At 39.6% G+C, this 21,731-nt stretch carries 20 protein-coding genes and 2 riboswitches; of the genes, 11 read left to right on the plus strand and 9 right to left on the minus strand.

The window, feature by feature from the left end; translation table 11 throughout:
* Positions 1–44: 44 nt before the first annotated feature.
* Positions 45–1,901 carry an FAD/NAD(P)-binding protein gene (locus RZ55_RS05300; RefSeq protein ID WP_057175909.1) on the plus strand — a complete coding sequence of 619 codons (1,857 nt, stop codon included), beginning with the start codon at positions 45–47 and terminating at the stop codon, positions 1,899–1,901.
* Between the two features lie 30 nt (positions 1,902–1,931).
* Here the strand turns inward: RZ55_RS05300 and RZ55_RS05305 are convergent, their stop codons facing one another.
* On the minus strand, positions 1,932–2,801 hold the full coding sequence (locus RZ55_RS05305; RefSeq protein WP_034530914.1) for a LysR family transcriptional regulator: 870 nt from the start codon (positions 2,799–2,801) through the stop codon (positions 1,932–1,934).
* A 107-nt stretch (positions 2,802–2,908) separates the two neighbouring features.
* On the opposite strand from RZ55_RS05305, the gene RZ55_RS05310 reads away from it, so the two are divergent.
* Positions 2,909–4,309 carry an APC family permease gene (locus RZ55_RS05310; RefSeq protein WP_057175910.1) on the plus strand — a complete coding sequence of 467 codons (1,401 nt, stop codon included), beginning with the start codon at positions 2,909–2,911 and terminating at the stop codon, positions 4,307–4,309.
* A gap of 35 nt (positions 4,310–4,344) precedes the next feature.
* On the opposite strand, the gene RZ55_RS05315 is transcribed toward RZ55_RS05310, so the two are convergent.
* The 3 genes from RZ55_RS05315 to RZ55_RS05325 form a co-directional block, all read right to left on the minus strand.
* A complete protein-coding gene (locus tag RZ55_RS05315) occupies positions 4,345–5,718 on the minus strand; it encodes an MFS transporter (RefSeq protein WP_057175911.1) in 1,374 nt (457 codons plus the stop codon).
* A 131-nt stretch (positions 5,719–5,849) separates the two neighbouring features.
* Positions 5,850–6,467: an LVIS_2131 family protein gene (locus RZ55_RS05320; protein WP_054483769.1), complete on the minus strand. Its 618-nt coding sequence runs from the start codon at positions 6,465–6,467 to the stop codon at positions 5,850–5,852.
* A gap of 88 nt (positions 6,468–6,555) precedes the next feature.
* Positions 6,556–7,566, minus strand: coding sequence for a D-alanyl-D-alanine carboxypeptidase family protein (locus RZ55_RS05325; RefSeq protein WP_057175912.1), 1,011 nt, complete (start codon positions 7,564–7,566; stop codon positions 6,556–6,558).
* Positions 7,567–7,715: 149 nt separating this feature from the next.
* A riboswitch (TPP riboswitch) is annotated at positions 7,716–7,810 on the plus strand.
* 77 nt (positions 7,811–7,887) lie between these two features.
* Between RZ55_RS05325 and RZ55_RS05330 the strand changes: the two genes are divergently transcribed.
* The 4 genes from RZ55_RS05330 to RZ55_RS05345 all read left to right on the plus strand — a co-directional run bounded on the left by RZ55_RS05330 (position 7,888) and on the right by RZ55_RS05345 (position 10,760).
* Positions 7,888–8,442, plus strand: a complete 555-nt coding sequence (locus tag RZ55_RS05330; RefSeq protein WP_054483771.1) for an ECF transporter S component — start codon at positions 7,888–7,890, stop codon at positions 8,440–8,442.
* A gap of 15 nt (positions 8,443–8,457) precedes the next feature.
* Positions 8,458–9,870: an ATP-binding cassette domain-containing protein gene (locus tag RZ55_RS05335; protein ID WP_054483772.1), complete on the plus strand. Its 1,413-nt coding sequence runs from the start codon at positions 8,458–8,460 to the stop codon at positions 9,868–9,870.
* Positions 9,870–10,505: an energy-coupling factor transporter transmembrane component T family protein gene (locus RZ55_RS05340; protein WP_053792919.1), complete on the plus strand. Its 636-nt coding sequence runs from the start codon at positions 9,870–9,872 to the stop codon at positions 10,503–10,505. Before RZ55_RS05335 ends, RZ55_RS05340 begins: the two co-directional genes overlap by 1 nt.
* A 72-nt stretch (positions 10,506–10,577) precedes the next feature.
* Positions 10,578–10,760: an LBP_cg2779 family protein gene (locus RZ55_RS05345; protein ID WP_034530908.1), complete on the plus strand. Its 183-nt coding sequence runs from the start codon at positions 10,578–10,580 to the stop codon at positions 10,758–10,760.
* 38 nt (positions 10,761–10,798) lie between these two features.
* Here RZ55_RS05345 and RZ55_RS05350 read toward each other — a convergent pair whose 3' ends face one another.
* Both RZ55_RS05350 and RZ55_RS05355 read right to left on the minus strand, forming a co-directional pair.
* Positions 10,799–11,959, minus strand: coding sequence for a hypothetical protein (locus RZ55_RS05350; protein WP_057175913.1), 1,161 nt, complete (start codon positions 11,957–11,959; stop codon positions 10,799–10,801).
* A gap of 14 nt (positions 11,960–11,973) precedes the next feature.
* Positions 11,974–12,954, minus strand: a complete 981-nt coding sequence (locus tag RZ55_RS05355) for an asparaginase (protein ID WP_272946543.1) — start codon at positions 12,952–12,954, stop codon at positions 11,974–11,976.
* 121 nt (positions 12,955–13,075) lie between these two features.
* Positions 13,076–13,175, plus strand: a riboswitch (purine riboswitch).
* Between the two features lie 71 nt (positions 13,176–13,246).
* Here RZ55_RS05355 and RZ55_RS05360 point away from each other — a divergent pair.
* Together RZ55_RS05360 and RZ55_RS05365 are read left to right on the plus strand one after the other, a co-directional pair.
* Positions 13,247–14,554, plus strand: a complete 1,308-nt coding sequence (locus RZ55_RS05360; RefSeq protein ID WP_034535235.1) for a nucleobase:cation symporter-2 family protein — start codon at positions 13,247–13,249, stop codon at positions 14,552–14,554.
* Positions 14,555–14,616: 62 nt separating this feature from the next.
* A complete protein-coding gene (locus RZ55_RS05365) occupies positions 14,617–14,988 on the plus strand; it encodes a hypothetical protein (protein WP_053791993.1) in 372 nt (123 codons plus the stop codon).
* Positions 14,989–15,015: 27 nt separating this feature from the next.
* Here the strand turns inward: RZ55_RS05365 and RZ55_RS05370 are convergent, their stop codons facing one another.
* Positions 15,016–16,515, minus strand: coding sequence for an MFS transporter (locus tag RZ55_RS05370; protein ID WP_057175914.1), 1,500 nt, complete (start codon positions 16,513–16,515; stop codon positions 15,016–15,018).
* A 219-nt stretch (positions 16,516–16,734) separates the two neighbouring features.
* Between RZ55_RS05370 and RZ55_RS05375 the strand changes: the two genes are divergently transcribed.
* Together RZ55_RS05375 and RZ55_RS05380 are read left to right on the plus strand one after the other, a co-directional pair.
* Positions 16,735–16,995 (plus strand): hypothetical protein, encoded by a 261-nt coding sequence (locus RZ55_RS05375; protein WP_057175915.1) that lies wholly within the window; start codon positions 16,735–16,737, stop codon positions 16,993–16,995.
* Positions 16,996–17,092: 97 nt separating this feature from the next.
* On the plus strand, positions 17,093–17,803 hold the full coding sequence (locus RZ55_RS05380) for an MIP/aquaporin family protein (protein ID WP_034532633.1): 711 nt from the start codon (positions 17,093–17,095) through the stop codon (positions 17,801–17,803).
* Here RZ55_RS05380 and RZ55_RS05385 read toward each other — a convergent pair.
* Positions 17,778–18,626 (minus strand): DegV family protein, encoded by an 849-nt coding sequence (locus tag RZ55_RS05385; RefSeq protein WP_057175916.1) that lies wholly within the window; start codon positions 18,624–18,626, stop codon positions 17,778–17,780. The genes RZ55_RS05380 and RZ55_RS05385 overlap by 26 nt on opposite strands.
* A gap of 134 nt (positions 18,627–18,760) precedes the next feature.
* Complete coding sequence (locus tag RZ55_RS05390) at positions 18,761–19,234, minus strand: DUF2798 domain-containing protein (protein WP_053796845.1); 474 nt, start codon at positions 19,232–19,234, stop codon at positions 18,761–18,763.
* Between the two features lie 111 nt (positions 19,235–19,345).
* Between RZ55_RS05390 and RZ55_RS05395 the strand changes: the two genes are divergently transcribed.
* The gene (locus RZ55_RS05395; RefSeq protein ID WP_057175917.1) at positions 19,346–21,709 is read left to right on the plus strand and encodes an ATP-dependent DNA helicase; all 2,364 of its coding nucleotides are present in this window, start codon (positions 19,346–19,348) and stop codon (positions 21,707–21,709) included.
* Positions 21,710–21,731 lie beyond the last annotated feature (22 nt).

The raw sequence follows: 21,731 nt of genomic DNA on the forward strand, positions 1-21,731 counted from the left end.
CTTTTTCAATCATGTTATTATCTTATTATAAAGGAGTGTTCGAAATGAAAATCGGAATTATCGGTGCAGGCCCTCGTGGTCTGTTAATGCTTAACAATTTGATTCAAAACTTTGAATCATCTGATCATGACAATTTAACAATTCATCTTTTCGACCGTGCCGTTGCAGGTGGCCGTGTCTGGAAAGTCAAACAACCAATTAGTCTAATTATGAATACCCCTGCCAATGAACTTTCATTATTCGATGATGGACAAGAAGACGCACTAAGTGTCTCAGAATGGTGCCAATCAGATATCTCAAACAAATTTATCAACAGTCTCGATGTTGATAACAAAGACGAGTTACTAACAGCTGTTGATAAGATTAACGACAGAAGTTACGTGCCTCGTGCCATTTGCGGTGCATACTGCCAATGGTTCTTCCAACAACTAGTTGAACAAATCAAGGACTACGACAACATCAAATTGGCTGTTCACTTCAACCAAAATGTGGATAACGTCGAAAAGGTCAAGGATGATTCTTTCGTCGTATCTGTGGGTGATGTGGATTACCCTGTTGATAAGCTAGTATTCAGTCTAGGTCAACAAGAAAACAAGTTAACCAAAGACCAAGAATCACTGCAAAAATACGCTAAGGACTACGGTCTAACCTACATTCTACCCGGTGAAGCTGATGAGGCAGACTTATCAACAATCACCAGTAATCAAAATGTGATTATCCGTGGAATGGGTCTTAGTTTTAATGACTTCGTATCCCGTCTAACCGAAGGTCGCGGTGGATACTTTACCGACAACGGTGACGACACCTTAACCTACCACGCATCAGGTGATGAACCTACTATTTACGCTGGTTCTAGACGTGGGGTACCTTACTATCCTAAGGCAATTAGCCAAAAGGCATTCAATGAAAACTATCCAGCAGTCTTTCTAACCAACGAAAATGTGGATAAACATCTAAAGGATGGTCACATCTCCTTTGAAGATTTCCACATGTTATTAAGATTGGACATCGAATATCGTTACTACAGCTTCTTATTCAGTCTTCAACATCCCGAAATTGATGTTGAAGACTTCCAAAAGAAGTTCAGAGAAACTTACAACCACAACGCTTTAATCGGTAGTTACCACCTACAAACTGAAGAAGTCTTTGATTGGGATAAGATTTTAAACCCAGTTGCTGGTGTAAAGATATCCACACTGGATAACTATCAAAAACACATCAAGACTTGGTTAAAAGAAATGATTGACGACGCCCTACTAGGCTCTAAGACCGGTCCTGTCATCGGTTCACTAGAAATGCTACGTGATCTTCGTGACAACATCCGTTACGTCTTATCCAATCACTTATTCACAAACGATGATTTAGTGCACAAGTACCTAGGACGTTTCTCTTCTGACATGAAGTTCCTATCCCAAGGTGCTCCAGCCGTTCGAAGCCAAGAAATCCTAGCATTGATGGATGCTGGTATCGTCAAGATTATCGGTCCTCAAATGCAAGTCATCGGTGCCAACCACAAGTTCATCACCCGTTCAGCATTCTACGGTGAAGAAATTATCCACGGTGATGCTTTAATCGAAGCACGTACCAACGCTCCTGTTACCAAGGTTTCCGCAAACCCTGTTATCACTAGCATGATGGACAAAGGCTTAATCAAGCCACTTCCAATCACCTTATCTGATGGTGAAACAGTGGATAACTCATCTGTGGATATCGACATTAAGACTGACCAAGTGGTCGGCCAACCAAACTTATACACATGGGGATTAAATACCGAAGGATTATACTTCGTTACCTCAGCCATCCCTCGTCCAGGTGTGAATGATTCAATCTTACTCGCCGGAGACGATATCGCAAAAGGGCTATTAGACATCCCTGTTGAAAACCCAACCATTTACATGTAAACAAAAAAGCCATTCAATCGAATGGCTTTTTTATTTTAGTTCTTCTTTTCTATCGATAATGAACTTCGCAAAATGTTGGCTGGCGATTGGTAGTTCATCCTTATTCTTATAAACAATTGCGACCGGTCTAGTCACGTTGGGTTCGACTGGCTTGCTGACGATATTGAAATCGGTTCGACGGTAAACTAGTTCAGATAGGATGCTGACCCCTAGTCCTGCTTCGACCATCGCCATGATGGTGTAGTCATCTTGAATCTTATAGCGCACGTTGGGTTTAACACCGGCTTTTTTAAATGCTTCAAGCGGTTCACTGTAGCCACCACCCTCAACTAGGATGAATGGATCATCGGCGAGTGCTTCAATTGGCACAGCATCTGCGTTGGCGTATGGATGGTCAACGGGAATAAATGCATTCATGTTAGTGTTGTGGACAATTGTCTTATTAAAACCTTCTCCGTATTCAGCAGTCATGATGGCGAAATCAATTTGGTCGGTTTTCAACCAATCGATGATGGTTCCATAGTCACCCTGGTTTAAAACGAAATTAATCTGTGGATAAAGCGCCTTAAACTCTTTGAAGAGGTCTGGCAACCAGTAACAACTAACACTGGTAATTGCCCCGATTCTGACCGTTCCTGATTGAAGGCCATTGATGGCGTTGGCGGTGTCGATTAATCCACGGTATTGACGAAGCGCTTGTCTGATGTGTGGATAAAGTTTTTCCCCATCCGGTGTCAATTCCACCCCAGATCTGGAACGTTTTAGAATGTGCATGTTGAATTCCTTTTCCAGATTGGACATCATTTGACTGACGGAAGATTGGGTATACCCTAGTTGTTCTGCTGCTTTGGTGAAACTCTTATTCTGTAATACTGCTTCTAGTACAATAAATCGATTCATCTTATATCATCTTTTCTTATGTAAATATTGAATTTATTAATTTTACTTATGTTGGTACTCATTATATAGTTAATAGTACAAATAAACAAGAAAAGGTGTTGATATCTATGCAAATTTTTAAAAAGGAATCGGTTAGCAATTATTTAGAGGCCGATTCACGATTATCCAAGTCTTTGACCACTAAAGACTTAATTGGCTTGGGTATCGGTGCCGTGATTGGTACCGGAATTTTCATCCTTCCCGGCCATGAAGCTGCCAGTCATGCTGGTCCTGCCGTTGCGATTGCCTTTTTAATGGCAGCCATCGTTTCTGGATTAGTTGGTATGGCCTACGCTGAATTTTCATCAGCCATGCCAATAGCTGGATCTGCTTACTCATTTGGTTCCGTTGTTTACGGTGAAATTGTTGGTTGGATTTTGGGTTGGGCCTTAATCCTTGAATACTTCTTAGCAGTATCGGCTGAAGCGACCGGGTTTGCTGCTTACTTTAACAATAATATCTTAGCCGCCATCGGCATTCATTTACCAGCTGCGCTACAAGCTAGTCCAATGGAAGGTGGCGTGATTAACATCTCAGCCGTCGTGATTGTGGTAATCATCGCCGGAATTCTACTAATGGGTTCAGAAATGTCTAAACGAGTTGAAAACTTCGCCGTAATCGTCAAAGTCGCCATTATCATTATTTTCATCGTCATCGGTGCTTTCTACGTTAAGACAAGTAACTATATTCCTTTCTACCCTGCTCAATTCCACTCAACTCCATTTGGTATGGGTGGTATCTTCACAGCAGCTGCCACTGTCTTCTTTGCTTTCATCGGTTTTGATGCATTAGCTTCTAACTCCGCTGAAACCATTGACCCAGGTAAGAACGTTATCAAGGGAATCATCGGAACTGTGGTTTTCGCCGTCTTTCTATATGTCGCATTTTCAATGGTACTTACTGGAATCGTTAACTACAAGGAACTAAACGTTGACGATCCCGCCGCTTACGCTCTTCAAATCATTCACTTGTCAGCGTTTAACAAACTAATTACTATCGGTGCTTTGTTTGGAATCTTCACCGCCATGGTGACTATGTTCATCGGTGGTTCTCGCCTAGTATACGCACTTGGTAGAGACGGCCTTTTGCCTAAATTCATCGGTCGTGTTAACTCTAAGCACTCAGTACCAAAGAATGCGATTATCATCGCAACCATCGTTCAAGCTTTCTTTGCTGGTTTGGTTCCATTGACTCAACTAGCATCATTGATTAACGCCGGAACATTGATTGCATTCGCATTCATCTCATTTGGTGTTATTAAACTTCGTCGTAGAAAAGATATTAAAAACACAGGATTCAAGATGCCATGGTATCCATTCCTACCAATTGTAGCTGGTGTATTCAGCATCTTCTTTATCATCATGCTTCCAGACGTCACCAAGATTTCAGTTGGTATCTGGATTGTGATTGGATTTATCTTCTACTTCGTTTACGGAGTTCACCATTCTAAACTACAAAAACAAGACTAAACAAAAAGACCAAGTCGAATCGACTTGGTCTTTTTTTATTTTTTATCTCGTGTTGTTAAGACAACCACGAATTGAATAATCATAATTATTAATAAGAATAATAATGCGACCGCAAACCCAATCGTAGCACTACCCAAGTTTAGGTTGTCCACCTTGGTAATGATGGTAGCGACAATCACCGTTCCGATTGCACCGGCAAACTGTTGGATCGTAGTTAGGATTGCATTTCCATCGGCTTGAATCTCGTTTTGTAAGAAACTCAACGCCTTGGTCATAATATTCCCATATGACAAACCAATTCCAATCATGATTAGTGAATACAATGCTAAAAACATGCCATCACTAATGTGACTTGATGTAAACGTTAAAATCAACAATGAAATGATGATAAGTCCAGATCCAGAAAGAATTGGTTTCTTGGCACCTAGTTTATCAAGCAATGCACCAGATAATGGTGAAATAATTGCGCCCAAAATGGCACCAGGTAGCAGGATTAAACCAGCAACACTAGATGAACTATGGTTAATGATTTGCACATAGTTTGGTACTATAAAAGCAAGGCCCAAGATAATTAATTGGTTAATGAAGAATGCTAATAGATACTTAGAATAAGCACCATTCTTCAAGATATTAACGTTTAATAATGGTTGGTGTTTTCTTGATTGGGTTCTTATGAAAATTACCAATGAAATGATACCAATCAAGATTGGCAATAGTGTGTTCACACTAATAATGTCAGCAGTACTGATGTTGCTGATTCCGATAATCAAACCAAAGAATGTAATCACTACTAAAATGAAGCCTCCATAGTCAAAACGATTCCTGGCTAAATCACCCTGATTAATCTTAGGAATTGAATAAATTCCCAATGCCAAAGCAATCAATAGTATTGGAATTAAGAAAATAAAAATATAACGCCATCCCAGCGTATTTACGATAACTCCTCCAAAGGTTGGCCCGATGGCAGAGGCAGCCGCTGTGATTAACGATCCCACTCCCATCATAAAACCTAGTCGACTTACAGGAACATTATCCAAAATGATGTTAAACATCAATGGTAAAGCGATCCCGGTTCCAATTCCTTGGATGATTCGACCTAACAATATAAACGCAAAGGATGGTGCGGTGGCATCAACAATTAAACCAATCAAAAACATAATCCCGGAAAATACAAATAGTGATTTAACGGTATAACGTTCCTTTAAAAACTTAGAGATTGGAATAACACTTGATAAGACCAGTAGATAACTAGTTGTTATCCATTGAACCACATTTAAACCAATGTGGAATTCATTAATCAAGGTTGGGAAAGTGATGTTCATGGAAGTCTCAACAGTGACCCCACCAAACGTCATTACCCCAACGGCTAAAATCGATAATAATACACTTCTAGAAATTCTATCTTTCATTAAATAATCATTATATTTCTTCTCCTATAAAATTTGTATAAATGATAACGATTAAAAAGTATAATGGAAAAATTATAAAAAAGCAAACTTATGACGAAAAAAAGCCCTGGATTAAATCCAGCGGCTTTTTATTATTCGTTATAAATAAATGAATTATCAGGAATACGGATTAGAGTATAACTCTTGAACTGACGTCCAGCGTGTAATCCGATTCCATTCCAAAAACTGTCTTTATACGTAACGGTTACGTCGGCAACCCACGCTCTTTGGTATTTTTTGTCTAGCGTCTTAGCTTCATTATCATTCCATCTAACCGCTGACTTTTGAACATTAATTTCGCTATTAGTACCGACTAGCACACTTGATGCTGAACTTGATACTGATAGACGTTGTCCATTAACCAAATATGAGTAAGACTGATTCAAAGATGAATTATTCCCACTTTTGACCTTCACATAGTAAGAGCTGTTACCATTGGTATCCAAAATTAATGGCTTGAAGTCACGTGTTGTGACAACGTTTGATCCATTAACGTTTGGATAGAATGTCTCAAAAGACATGAATCCAATCCCAGCAAATAACACGACGATTTGTGCAACCGTCTTTAAATGGTGAGTTAATGAAAAGTCGTAGTGCCCATTTATGATTAGTCTACTTCTTCTTACCCCGATGTTATGAATAATAAAAATTGCATAAATAACCAAAATTATCCAAAGAAGTAGGCCAACTATATTCCAGGCCGATTCCATAAATCTTCTCCTTTATACTAGTAATCAAAGATACTTTACTATTCTACACTATTTTGGAAAAAATACAAAATTCTTATGCTAACTATTATTATTTCAATGCTGAATCGTGGTTATTAACCAGTTTTATCAATTTCGCAGTATCGGAAAATTCGGCATAATCGTTAACCACGACGGTGATAACTCGATCTTTTCCTGGTTGTTGAGCTGTCGAAACTAGGCATAATCCAGCGGCAACAGTATATCCTGTCTTTAATCCATCGACATGCAAACTTTCATCGTAGAATGGTCTACCGGGTAGTAAACTATTTTCATTAAATAAAGTTTGACCGTCAACTTTTTCATATACTTGTTTGGCGTCATCGATTGCCTTTGGATAAATTGATAGGACGTGGTCGGCAATGATTGCGATACTCTTAGCTGAGATCATGTTGGCATCGTCCTCGCCACCAACTTGAGCATAACCAAATTTAGCTAAGTCACTATTTTCTAGTCCTGATGATGACACAAAATTAGCGTCTAGATGCCATGCCTTGGCTTGTTCATTCATCATCTTGATGAACTTAACGTTAGAGCCTGCCACCCATTGACCCAATGCAATTGCCGCATTGTTGGATGATTGGACTAAAGCGGCCTTATATAAATCTCTGACGGTGTACTTGTGGCCGTCCTTGAACTTAAATCCACCTAGTTCAACGTCGTCACCTAGTTTCTTTAGTCCCTTGTTACTGGTGTCGACTACTTGATTCCAGCCGTTGGTATTTTCGGCCTTTTGAATCGTTAGATATAAGGTCATTAGTTTGGCTAATGATGCGACCTTAATCTTCTTGTCCCCGTTTTGGGAATAAACTACCTTATTCTTGGTAGCATCCAATGCCACAGCAGCACTCGCATTCTTTACTTTATCCTGTGACACCTTAATTAAGTCGGTCTTATAAGTTTGTTGATCTTGTTGGTAGTCTGGTTGATAACCATGTTTTGCATTTGTAATTTTGGTGTATTCTTCGCGAATAAATGAGAATGGATTACTGAATTGTTCGTAAGCTCCTAATCCAATCGCCGCGACGAATATTATTGTTAGTCTTTTCACTGATTTCTTCATTCATTTTTACTTCCATTTATCATAATTTCACTATCTAAAGTTACCACGAAATCGCCGTTACGACAAGGTATTCAGTTTTTTAAAAATGTTAATAAAAATATAAGCATTGAATTTAAATTTAATCAATAGTATAGTTAATTTAAATTGATAATTAATGTTTGGGGTGCCGGAATTCGGCTGAGATTCATACCCATAGTACCTGATTCAGGATAATCCCTGCGAAGGAAAACAACCCTTTTATTTTTAATGCTTTACAAATTATAAAAATAAATTGGACTCCAAACACGTGTTGTTTGGGGTCCTTTTTTTCTGGAGGAAACTATGAAAAACACATGGTCACTTAGAAACATCATTTTACTTACATTAATCTCAATTATCTGTGGAATTATCTTTTTTGCCACAGGTTTTCTATACAACGCAGTAAGTCTTGCACTTACTCCTTATGGTCTAGCACCTCTTGCTAACGATTTACTACTTGGTCTTTGGGTAATGGCAGCTCCACTTGCTGGTTTTATCTTCAAACGTCCAGGTGCTCCATTACTAGCTGAGGTAATCGGTGCCATCGTTGAAATGTTCTTAGGTGGACAATGGGGTGTTGAAACCATCATCTCTGGTATTGAACAAGGTATCGCAACTGAATTAGGTTTCGTTGCTACTAAATACAAGCACTTCGATTGGTTAGGTGTATTCGCTACTACCATCTCAACTACTGTCATCACATTTATCTATGACTGGTTCAAGAGTGGTTACAATGCTTATGCCATCAACATGCTAATCATCTTATTCATCGCAAGATTCATTTCAATCTTCATCTTTGGTGGCGTGTTATCAAAACTAATCGCCAACATGTTAGAAAAGAGTCACGTTATCAAATAATAGGAGTGTCACTTTTTGAATAACTTATCAATTAACAATTTGACATACCAATATACTGGTAGTTCGAAGCCGACTTTTAAAGGGGTTAGCCTGGATTTCGAATCTAATCAAATGGCATTGATATACAGTCCTTCTGGGTCTGGTAAATCAACGCTTTTGAAAACAATCGCAGGATTTTATCCACAATATAACGACGGTACAATCGACGGCGTTATCAATTTTAATCACCAAAACATCGCTGAATTTTCAGAATGGAAATTACGCCAAACCATTTCCATGATGTTCCAAGATCCAATGCAACAATTTTGTATGGCTACCGTGGAAGATGAATTCATCTTCACACTAGAAAATCTTCAAGTTGAACCTGATAAAATGGATCAAATTATGGAAGATGCCCTTTCTTTCACCAATACCAATGAGTTAAGAAAGCGCGAATTCAAGACTCTTTCCGGTGGTGAAAAACAAAAGGTTGCACTAAGTATCATCGTAGCAATTAACGCTCCTGTTATTCTATTGGATGAACCATTTGCCAATGTCGATATCAAGTCTCGTCTGGAACTGATTAGTCTATTGAGCCAGCTAAAGGAATCAGGCAAGATTGTCATCGGTATCGATCACGACCTTATGGGCTACGAAAATCAAATCGACCAGTTAATTGGTTTCGATGAAGACAACACAACGTTTAAGCCTTTAGATGATGCGGCGGCCAAAGAATTGTTCAATCAATTCAATGATTCCACAAATCGTCCACTATCAAACGAAGTTGTTGGAGAACCAATTATTAACTGTGCAGATTTATCAATTGCCAACTACGACATGCAATTAATCAATCATTTAGATTTAGACTTGATGAAACAAAAAACGACCTTAATTACCGGTCCCAACGGATGTGGTAAATCAAGTCTGTTCAAAACATTTATCAAGCAACATGATTTTGATGGAGAAATTAATTTAAACCACAAATCAATTCGTAAAATCCGTTTAAACAAGTACTTACAAAGTGTTGGAATGATTTTCCAAGAATCAACCAAGCAATTCATTAAAATCACCGTCGACGACGAACTAGAACTATCCAAGAAGAATGCATTCAACAACTGGTTGGACGAAGACCAAATCGCTGAATACACTTGCAAACTCGGTCTAGATGATCTATCTGATCGTGTCATCTACTCTTTAAGTGATGGCCAAAAGAAACGACTACAAATCCTAAGCATGGTCATGATGGGGCACTCACTTCTTCTTTTAGACGAACCTTTTAATGGTATCAACATTGAATATGTTACCGTTGTCGTTGATTTATTGAATCACGCAAAGGATAAGGGTCAAACACAACTACTAATCTCTCATCAAACTCATGGTCTAGAGAACCTAGTTGATTATCATTTAGCATTTGATGATCACAAACTAACTTATCAGGAGGCCTTTTAATGAATCCCGTATTAAAACTACTGATGATGTTAGTGATTGCCTTGGAGATTTCATTTACAACATCAGTTAGACTAAACCTAGTTATCTTCGTTGTTAGTCTAATCTATCTAATCTTCTTCGCTTCATTTAAGCGAATTCTATACTTATTATTCGTCACTTTAATTCCTGCGGTCGGAATCTATTTCGCCCAAAAGATAAATGGCGACTATCAATACGGTATCTTATTGGTGACTCGTCTATACGCGTTTGTCACACTGGGTGGAACTTACACATGTAAGACCTCCATCGAGGATTTGGCTGGTAGTCTGGAACAAAACTTTCACGTACCCAGCAAGTTTGCCTACGGAGTAATGGGCGCCTTTAACTTGATTGAAACCATCAAACAAGAGATTGTCGACATCAAGTTATCCGCTAAAATGAGAAACGTGCATCTATCCTATGTTTCTCCAACCCTTTACTTCAAGTCAATCCTAGCTGCCATGAACTGGTCCACCCTACTAGCTCAAGGAATGAATTCACATTTATTCGTTGAAGGAAACAGCCGAACCCATTTCAAAAAGATCACAATCAAAGCAACCGATTATCTAATCTTCGTTGTTGTGGTTGTCGCTATCCAAATTATCCTAATTTTTTAGACTTTATTTTTCTTCTTATACTAAAATAAGTTATAATGTAGTTGTCGGATGGATTTTGTTAGGAGGGTTCTTATGAATCGTAAATTGAATAAGATTGCTGAAGAAATTGTTACTTATCAAAAGAATAATGATATGCCAGATACATTATTGGCTTATAACCTACATTTTAGTGTAGAGGAATTGCATGACATTAAGAGCATGCGCAGATCCCCAAATCAAGATGAAGTAGATATTATCAAACAAAAATTAGGCTAAGCAAAAAAGGAACCCGAAATATCGGGTTCCTTTTTTTATTACATATCGCCTTTTCTTCTTAGACGTTGTTCATCTAAATAAGCATAGATGTATTCAAAACCAACTTCAACGATGTCATTTAACGGAATCTTTTGTCCGTAAATGAAGAAGTTGACTGTTTCATCCAATAGACTGAACTTCATTGATTCGGGGCCAATCTTTTCCGGGTAACCTAAGAAGTTACTACCGGACTTCAATTGTAAACGAATCAATTGATGCTTGTTCATTGATTGCGTCAAGATAGCATTTAAATTATCTTCGGTACTGTCGAATTCTCTTGAATCGTTTAATACCGGTTGTGATGCATTATGATCAGCAATGTTTTGGTCCTTCATTAATTGAACCAATTCAAGGTAGTCGTTGCCAACGGTGACTCGTTGGATGCCATTCATTCGAATGAAGACATAGCCACCAAATTGACCAGACATGTCGACCACCTTCAGGATGGCACCACTGTCGTTTAACATGATGACCTCCCCGACATAGAAGAAGTGGTCATTGTATCTACAACGTACTTCGACTAGGTTGTGATGATGGAATGAATCGTTCAACAAATCGATGATGTTGTTGATTGATTCGGCGGTCTTGGCAATGTTTTGCTCTTTGACCTTGCCCATTACTTTGCTCATGACACTTAGTTCACGACCTTGGAATTCAATAATCATGCTTTGGTTAAAGCCCATGGTGACCAATTCATTTTGCATGAAGTCAAACTTGTTAATGCGTAAGAACTTAAAGGAATCATTGCTGATTTTCTTAACCATCCCTGTGTAGAAACGTTCCGCTTCATTGTCGTGAATTAGGATAACCTCTTGGTTTAAGTATGCTTGAATTAAAATTTGTGGGAACAAGTTGTTATTGGAATCAAAGTGTAATTCGCTGGGTTTGGATTCCATTAATCCTTCATCCTTGGCGATTAACATTTTTTCTTTGATGCTGTCTAGGTCTTCACTTTGACGTTCCACACTCTCGATGATGGCGGTCTTCATAGCGACGTATCCATCGGCCAAACCGCTTGATTCGTATGTGGCAATGATGACCTCTTCATCGTTATAAGTTTGAATATAGCCGGTATAGAAAATATCACCTGTATTTAGGTAGATATTCACCAGTTGTTTCTTGCTCATTGCTGCATTTAAATCTGCAATGATAGAGTTCATAAACATCCCTCACTCTATGATATTGCGTTACTCATAAATCTAGCTAACTCTTCACCAGACTTGTGCGCACTTAACGCAATGATTAATTTAATACGTGCTTTTTGTCCGTTTAGACCGTGACAGAATTCTAAGCCCATTTCTTCCAGTTGGATTCCTCCACCTTCGTAGGCGTAAATGTCTTGGGCAACCCCACTTAGACATCTGGAAACCAAAATGACAGGAATATTTCTGTCGACTAAACGTTTTACTGAATCTAATGTTTCAGGAGGTAGGTTACCAGCACCTAGTCCCTCGATTACTAGACCATTAGTTTGATCATTATCTAAAGCGTCAAACAAGGTGCCGTCCATTCCGGCAAAGGCCTTGATTAAGTAAACGTGATCAACTAGAGAATCAACGTCGACGACTTCACTTTGGATTAGTTCTTGGTAAAATGTTGGTTCATGCTTAGAAATAATTCCGATTGGACCAAATGTTGGTGTTCTAAAAGTCGCCACGTTAGTAGTGTGGGTCTTAGTAACGTATCTGGCGGTGTGAATTTCATCGTTCATTGCCACCAAGACACCCTTGTTCTTAGCTTGTGGGCTAGCAGCGGTTGCTGCAGCGTTCAATAGGTTGTATAGACCATCTGAACCAATTTCGTTTGATGAACGCATGGCACCAGTTACGACGACTGGAAAATCGTTGGCCAAAGTTAAGTCCAAGAAGTATGCAGTTTCTTCTAGGGTATCGGTACCATGGGTAACTACGACACCGTCGTATCCTTGCTTTCTTGCTTCCTTAATTCGATTAGCGATTTCAAGCATTCTATCAGGGGTCATATGTGGAGATGGTAAGTTAAAAATCTCCTCATTTGTAATATCGATTCCTTGATCTAATAAATTATCTTGTTGATTAGCGATTGGATTTTGTTCATTTTGAACAACTTCCCCGCTTTCGTCTTGAGACATTGAAATAGTTCCACCGGTGTGAATTGCTAAAATATGCTTCAAGATTATTCCCCCCTCGTATCTATCAAATAGTACTTTCCATTGTACCTTATAATTGTGAAACTGAACAATTATATTCATTATAAGGATTGCTTTTTTCGCAAAATTCGTCTAATATTGAATTTACAAAATTAAATCAGTTATTGCCTATATATTTACCATAATAAGGTTGGTAAGTTTCTACCCGGAACCGTAAAGTTCGGACTATAAGCAAAAAGATGAAGGTCTCTTTGCTTTTTCTAGCATTGAGGCTTTTTTATTTTTCAGGGTAATAATTAAATATTAGGAGGAATTTTGTTTGGATAATCATGAAAGCAATTTGCAACAGGTATCTCAATTCAAGGCTGCCATTTTAGGTTTCCAACACTTGTTAGCAATGTATTCAGGTGACGTTATCGTTCCATTGCTAATCGGTGCTTTCTTACACTTCAATGCAGCTCAAATGACTTACCTGGTTTCTGCAGATATTTTTATGTGTGGGATTGCCACACTACTACAACTTAAGAAGACCCCACTTACTGGGATTGGTCTTCCCGTTGTATTGGGATGTGCGGTACAAGTTATTACACCACTTGAAACTATCGGTGGTACTTTAGGTGTCGCATATATTTATGGAGCTATTATTTGTTCTGGTTTATTCGTATTTCTAATCTCAGGGCTTTTCGCAAAACTACGTAAGTTCTTTCCACCAGTGGTTACTGGTTCACTAATTACCATCATTGGTTTCTCATTAGTACCAGTTGCCGTTCAAAACTTGGGTGGTGGAAATGCTTCAGCTAAGAACTTCGCTGACCCTCACGATTTAATCGTCGGTCTAATTACCATGGCCGTTATTATCTTGATTAACATCTTTGGAAAGGGTTTCTTCAGATCAATCTCTGTATTGGTTGGGATGGTAGTCGGAACCGTGATTGCTTATGCACTTGGCATGATTTCATTTGCTTCAGTCGCACAAGCAAGCTGGTTTCACTTCCCACAACCTTTCTACTTCGGTACACCACACTTTAGTTGGTCAGCTATTCTAACCATGATTTTAGTATCACTTACTACCATGGTGGAATCAACCGGTGTCTTCTTGGCACTGGGTGATTTAACTGGTCGTAAGCTAAGCGAAAAAGACCTAGCTAACGGTTACCGTGCTGAAGGTATCGCCGCTATGCTTGGTGGTGTCTTCAACACCTTCCCATACTCAACTTTCTCAGAAAACGTTGGTGTGGTTCAATTATCAGGTATTAAGACTAAACGCCCAATTTACTACGCCGGATTATTCCTATTAATCTTAGGTCTACTTCCTAAGGCAGGTGCTGTGGCAACAGTAATTCCAAGTTCAGTGCTTGGTGGTGCTATGGTCGTAATGTTTGGTATGGTTGGGGTTCAAGGTATCCGTATTCTACAAAACGTTGACTTCAGCAAGAATGCAAACCTATTAATCGTTGCCCTATCAGTTGGTACTGGGATTGGTGTAACAGTTTATCCACAAATCTTCAGATCACTTCCACAAGCTGCTCAAATCATCTTAGACAACGGTATCGTTGTTGGTGGTTTCCTAGCCGTCCTATTAAGTTTCTTATTCAGCTTAACTGGTCAAATTGAATTGGAAGACTAATCAATGTAAAATGATAACCATCATGTATAATATGCATGATGGTTATTTTTTTGGAGGCAATTATGGATAATAACGAAAGATTTTACGAACCCAAAAACTCAAAAGACGCGATGCGTTTTATCGAACGCCTATTCAACTCATACAAGGACTCTCCTTTGACCCAATCACTATTGGTCTACCACCAAAAGTTGATCAATCAATTGAGAGATAATATCGAACCAGCTGCTAAGACCGAAGGCATTGAAAGCCGCGTTAAAGCAGCGCAAAACATGCAACGCATCATGGCTGACTGGGTTCAAATCAAGATGGCCGGCAAGCCTTATAACGGTCGTATGCACCACTTTGATTTCCAACCAGACTCAGCCCAACAAAAGTTCAAGCGAAACAACATCAAACTTTCAAATAACGGTGGTCACCAATCAAGTCGCCACTAAAAAAAGTCGCTTTTACAAGCGACTTTTTTATTTACTCTTTTTGCTTCTCATACATAACAAGATGTAGCAAAGAATTCCGGCAACGATAAAGATGAAACCATCTGTAACCGCCACGCTATCAATACCTCGATAAAAGGCATTGTGCACGATAGATAACAACGATGAGTTGTACATCTTTTCAGCGATTTCACTCCCCGAAAATGGTCCAGCGTTTTGGAACACGTGCATCAAGGAATCACCCATCTTAGATGTAACTAAGTGATCGTTGTAGCTATCGGTCAAGGCTAATCCTAATACGACAAGTCCCAGACTAGTCCCGAATTGTTTACCGACGTTTAGTAATCCAGATGTCATCCCAATTTCCTTTGGTTCAACGGAACTAACGGCAATGTTAGATGATAGTGGATTAACAAATGCATTGGCCAAACCTAGGGTGACAAAGGTAGGAATCAAACCGTACCAGTGGTTTTGGTTACCCAAGAAGACTGGTAGAACGAACATTCCGACACCGGCTAGAATTAATACGAAACTGATGATTAGTCCCGGATTAATCTTAGTGGCAATCTTTCCTGAGATGGGGCCAATCACAAGTGAAAAGGCACTAATTAACATTAGTTGCGCCCCACTTTGTAGTGCGGAATATCCCATGTAGTTTTGTGATAACACGATGATGTAACTAAATGCTGCATAGATGGCAATTCCCAATGTTAAATTGGAAATGGCACTTCCAACTACCTGTCTGTTTTTAAGCAAACTAAGATCTAGCATTGGACTTGAAAAGTGCTTTTCCCAAACGGCAAAAATCGCGATTAGAATAACACCAGCAGCCAATAAGGCAAATACGTGCATATCGAACCAAGAGTAACCATAGTGGGTTTCTTTTTGAATTAAACCTAAAATAATGCAGAACATAAAGGCAAATGATAATAGCATTCCAATAAAATCAATTTTGCCACTATTGAATGTCTTGGAAGTTGGAATGTATCTAACACTCATGAATAGTGCGATCACTCCGATTGGGATATTCATCCAAAAGATGGATTCCCAACTAAAGAAGCTAAGTAGAATTCCCCCGAACAATGGGCCAAGTGCGGTGGATAGTCCAGCGACACTTCCCCAGATTCCAAGAGCTAGTCCTCTTGATGGGCCTTCAAAGATGTCAGCAATGATACTCATAGAAAGACTAAGCATTCCGGCACCACCGATTCCTTGAATACCACGGAAGATGATTAACCAAGTAATATTTGGTGCGACACTACATGCTAGTGAGAAAGCAGAGAATAGTACCAAACTAATGATAAAAATGCGTTTTCTCCCTATTAAGTCCCCTAACTTAGAAATTAGGAACAACACGGCCGCAAACATTAATGTATAAGCATTAATGACCCATTGTAACTGACTAAAACTACTGTTAAAGCTAGTCTGAATGGTTGGTAGAGCAACGTTTACAACGGTCACGTCCAATAGACCCATAAAGAAACCTAGACAGACTGCGACCAATGCAAACCATTTATTTCGACTTTGCATAACAAGTCTCCTTCGTATAGTATTTCCTTCGCGCCTATCTAACGCGAGCCCACCTGTCGATATGCCTATCGATTGTTCCCGCCGAGGAATACTATACTGTTTTAACTAATATAATATATTACCGTATTATTATATTTTAGACTAGTAAAAGCTATTTGCTAGCAACTTGTTCCACCTATTTGTATAATAATCTTCTATTAAAGATTAGGTGGTGGATTGATGAATTACGATAAATACTTGGATGATTTAAACTACGAAGATGCCGATACTGTCTTAGGTAGTGTCATGAGTGCGGCTGGTTTTCCAAAAATCGACAACATTGAGGATGCCTGTGACGTCGCCTATCTATCAGGAAACGAGTCCGATTGCAAAATCATCGAACAGCACCAACCCATGTTTTATAACACCTTAGAACACCGTCTCGTGAACAAACAAGACGTTATCAACATCATTAACCAACTAAACACAAACAAAAAGTGAAACCAAAAAATGATTTCACTTTTTATCTGATATGGTTTTAATTTTATTTCAATAAGTGATAATCTATCAGTTGTAGACAGCTAAAGGAGGGATGGAAATGAAACTACTATTAGGTGAATTTATCGGAACCTACATAATGTTATCCTTGGGATTAGTAACCAGTGTTATCATTAACTACTTCTTATTCCCCAAAGGACAAAACCGTTTTATTACCGGCTTTTACTGGGGTATCAGTATCCTGCTTCCATCCCTGCTAACGACTTTCTTCTTTGGAACCGCCGAATACAATCCGGTCGTCTCACTCACCCTAGCCGTTAACCACCAAATTCACTGGTGGCTAATGATTGGTGAAGTAATCACCCAAATCCTCGGTGCTTGGCTAGCATCACTAACCGTTAAGGCCGTTTGGTCAAAATGGTTGGCTAGTCTTCCCTTGAACTTGAACTTCTATGCGACCGTCCCTCGTGACGTCAATAATTGGAAGCGCAACTTCAAGTGGGAAATCATCGGGACCTTCTTGATTATCGTTAATACAGAAATGCAAAATGACATCAATGCCCAATGGTGGATCAAGACCTTATTCTCATCATTATTAATGATGATTATCATAAGTATCGTTGCTCCAATCACTGGGGCCGCATTTAACCCCACTCGTGATTTGGTTCCTCGTTTCTTCTTTTCTAGAACTTACGACAAACGTCTATCACAATGGAGATACGCGGTGGTCCCTTTCTTAGGACCTATCATTGGTGCCATTTTAGGAATTATCTTTTCAGTTGTCTTTAGTCATCTTGTTTACAAGTCATGATGGCAAATGCATTTTCACCGGTATGAACTGAAACAATTGATGAAGTATATTGAACTAATACGTTAACGTTTGGGAATTGTTCTTCCAGACGTTTTTTTAATGCCATCGCAAATTCGTCACTACCAGTGTAACTGATACCGATGAACTTGTAGTTGGTGTTAACGTTAGTTTCAAAGAATTGGTCTAACCACTTAGTAATGGTCTTCTTACCGCGACCCTTTAGTTGTAGCTTTAGGTCATCTGGTAGTAGTTGGAAGACAACGTGTAAGTTCATCATCTTTGAAATGATACCAGTTGCCTTGCTGATACGACCACCCTTTACTAGGTTTTCCAATGTACTTACACCGATGTATAGTTCGGAGTTTTCAATGTCGTGGTTCACGTGGTCGATGATTTGATCACGAGTGTAATCACCTGATTGAGCCATCTTAGCTGCTTCAACCACTAGGAAACCTAAACTTTGGTCGATGTAGTGAGTGTTAACCACTTTAACGTCTCCGTCAGCGATTTCACTAGCTTGGCTGGCGGCGTGAACAGTTCCACTTAATAAATCGGTCATGTGTAGTGACAAAACAGTGTCACCGTCCTTAGTTAGTTCGTTGTATACTTCAACGAATTGACCGATTGAAGGTTGACTGGTAGTAGGAAAGTCACCCTTTGGATTGTCTTTGATGTATTTAATTAGTTTTTGACCATCCATATCAATGCCATCTTGGTAAGCTTGAGTACCAATGTTGACGTTCAATGGAATTACTTTAATGTCGTACTTGTTAACAGTTTCTTCTGGAATTAGTGCTGTTGAATCCGTCACAATTTTAATCATGTTATATCTCCTCGAATTCTTATTCTACCTATATAATAACGGTATTTTGAATATTTTTCAGTAATTATTTATCTAAATTTAGATTTATTCTAGGAAATAAAAAAAGCCACCGTATAACCGGTAGCTTTTCATGATTATTTTTCATCAATTGCGGCTTGAATCTTACCTAATAGTAAGCGACAGATTGGGCCAACAATCACTAATTGTAGTGGTAATGCTAGGCATAGGTTTAAGATCCATGCACGACCATACATTGCCCATGTGATGTTTTCAAAACCAAAGGTAACGATGATACCAAATAGTGACATTAAGGTCACCATGCCAAGTACCATCATGGTTGAAATGCATAGCGCAATCTTAATTGGTGTTTGTTCCCATTCTGGTTTGAATATATAATTGAAAAAGATAGCTTTAACGAGTGGGCCAACCAACACTAAATCTAAGATGGCGGCAACTACTAATGCTAGTGGGTATCCCACTAATACTTCGACGATAAAACCGGCGTGAATTCCGCTGGCCATCGCGATGTTATATGCTTCCATAACGATAACCATAAGTCCGGCCATCATCCCTGTAAACATTAATTCTTCTTTAAATCCTCTAGGCATAATATACCCCTTTCTTTTATCTCTATTATTTAGCCTAGCACATCAAAAATTTTTTCATAAGTTACAATTCTGTTACAAATTACATATCAATGCTAAACGAAAGGAGGAACCATCTTGAATCGAATTGGAATCAGAGACCTAGTTGAGTTCACACTGAGAAGCGGTGACTTAAACGCCCGTTTGAATAGCTCCAATACCGCAAGAAAAGGCGCCCAAATTCACCGCAAACTCCAAAAGAGCAAGTACATGCACTTTGAAAGTGAATACTATCTGGATACCAAACTAAAGATCAATGACATCGACTTTCACGTCGAAGGTCGTGCCGACGGTGTCTTAATCGATGGTAAGGATGCCGAAATCGTAGAGATTAAGACGTCCGACGTCGAATTTAATGACTTACCGGCAAGCATCATGGCGCTCTACTGGGGCCAAGTGAAGGTCTACGCCTATTTCTTGATGCAAAAATTCGATGAGCTAGATGCGGTTAAACTAACTCTCACCTACGTTCAAACGCCCGATGAAATCATCACTGATAACGAAATCACCATCAGTCGAGATGAGGCCCAAAAGTTCTTCGATGACCTCATCAGCGAATACGAAGAATGGCTAAAGCTTAGAACCGATATTATTAAGGAAAGAAACAAGACCGCCAATCAAATGGCCTTTCCGTTTAAGGAATTTCGACACGGCCAACGCAACTTCTCCGCGGTCGTCTACAAGACGATTGCCAATCACAAGCACTTGTTTGCCCAAGCACCGACTGGAACCGGGAAGACGATTTCGACGCTCTTTCCCGCCGTTAAGTCGATGGGCCAAGAATTGTCTAATCGCATTTTTTACCTGACCGCTAAACAAAGTACGCGTATTGTTGCCAAGGAAGCAATGGACTTAATGATGGATAAAGGACTAAAGGCCAAGACCATCACATTAACCGCCAAGGAAAAGATTACCTTTGAAGCCGAAAAGGATTTGAAACCCGAAGATAACCCATACATGATTGGGTACTATGACCGTTTGAAACCAGCCATCAAGGACGTGTTGGAACATGTCGATCAAATCGACTTCGATGTCATTCAACAATACGCCGAGCAGTACAAGATTGACCCGTTTGAATTCTCACTCGACCTCAGTCAATTCTGTGACGTAATCATTTGTGACTACAACTACCTATTCGATCCACAGGTGCACCTCCAACGTTTCTTCACGGTCGAAGAGCCCGACAACATCTTTTTAATCGACGAAGCCCACAATCTGGTCAACCGTTCCCGTGACATGTACTCGGCGGCAATCTCCAACAAGGTGTTGCCCGACTTAATCAAGGCCACCAAGGACCAAGAGGACAACGAAAGACTGCATAAGGCATTGAAATCATTCCGTCGTTCATTCACATTAAACGTTAAGCCGCTGACCGAAAGTGACGAGGAATACGTCCACTTGGATAATCCGCCAAGTGCGTTTGTTAAACAGCTCAACAAGCTTTGCGACGTCATTTCCGATTGGCTCGGTAAGGACGAAAAGGATGAAGAGTTAAACAACGCGATTGTCGATTACTACTTCACCCTCCTTAGTTTTCAACGAATTGCCGAACTATACGACGACACGTTTAAGACCAGAATGTTTTACGACTGTGATCAAAACGTCATCATCAAACTATTTTGCATGGACCCCAGTCCGTTTATTGGTGAATCACTCAAGCTCGGTGGTAGTGCCGTCTTGTTCTCGGCCACCCTTTCACCAATGGACTACTATCAACGAGTCTTAGGGGACGAAGAAGACAGCTTAGTTTATGAAATCGATTCGCCGTTTAATCCAAACAACCAACAGGTGATTATTACCAACTACATTCAAACCACCTACGCCAAGCGAAAGAGTAGCATTCAACCAATTGTTGATACTATCAATGCCATGATTAACAGCAAGAGTGGTCATTACCTCATCTTCTTGCCCTCTAGTAAGTATCTAAACGATGTTGTCGAAGCGTTTGAAAAACAAAATCCAACCGTCGACGTCCTCGTGCAAGAAAGTGACATGAGTCCCGAGGAACGTCAATCATTCATCAATACGTTTAAACGTGATGACGATGACACGTTGGTTGGCTTTGCCCTACTGGGTGGCATCTTCTGTGAAGGAATCGACCTTAAGGGTAGTCACCTCATTGGTGTCGGGATAGTCTCGGTTGGCCTCCCAGGATTAAACCCGGAAAACGACCTAATCAAGTACTTCTTCGATGCCGAAAACGGTCATGGCTTTGACTTTGCCTACCAACTACCGGGATTAAACAATGTCTTTCAGGCCGCCGGTCGACTCATTCGAACCAACCAGGATGTCGGAAACGTCGTCTTAATGGATCAACGATTCAAACAAAATCGTTACCAAAAGTTATTCCCAAGAAATTGGCACCAGGGTCAGTTATCGACTGCGTTTAACATTAATCAGACCAAACAAAAATTGAATCACTTTTGGCAACAACACTAAAAAAAACTTACGGAAAATCCGT

Origin of the sequence: Apilactobacillus kunkeei (genome assembly GCF_001421115.1) — a bacterium.
Classification (GTDB): Bacteria; Bacillota; Bacilli; order Lactobacillales; family Lactobacillaceae; genus Apilactobacillus; species Apilactobacillus kunkeei_F.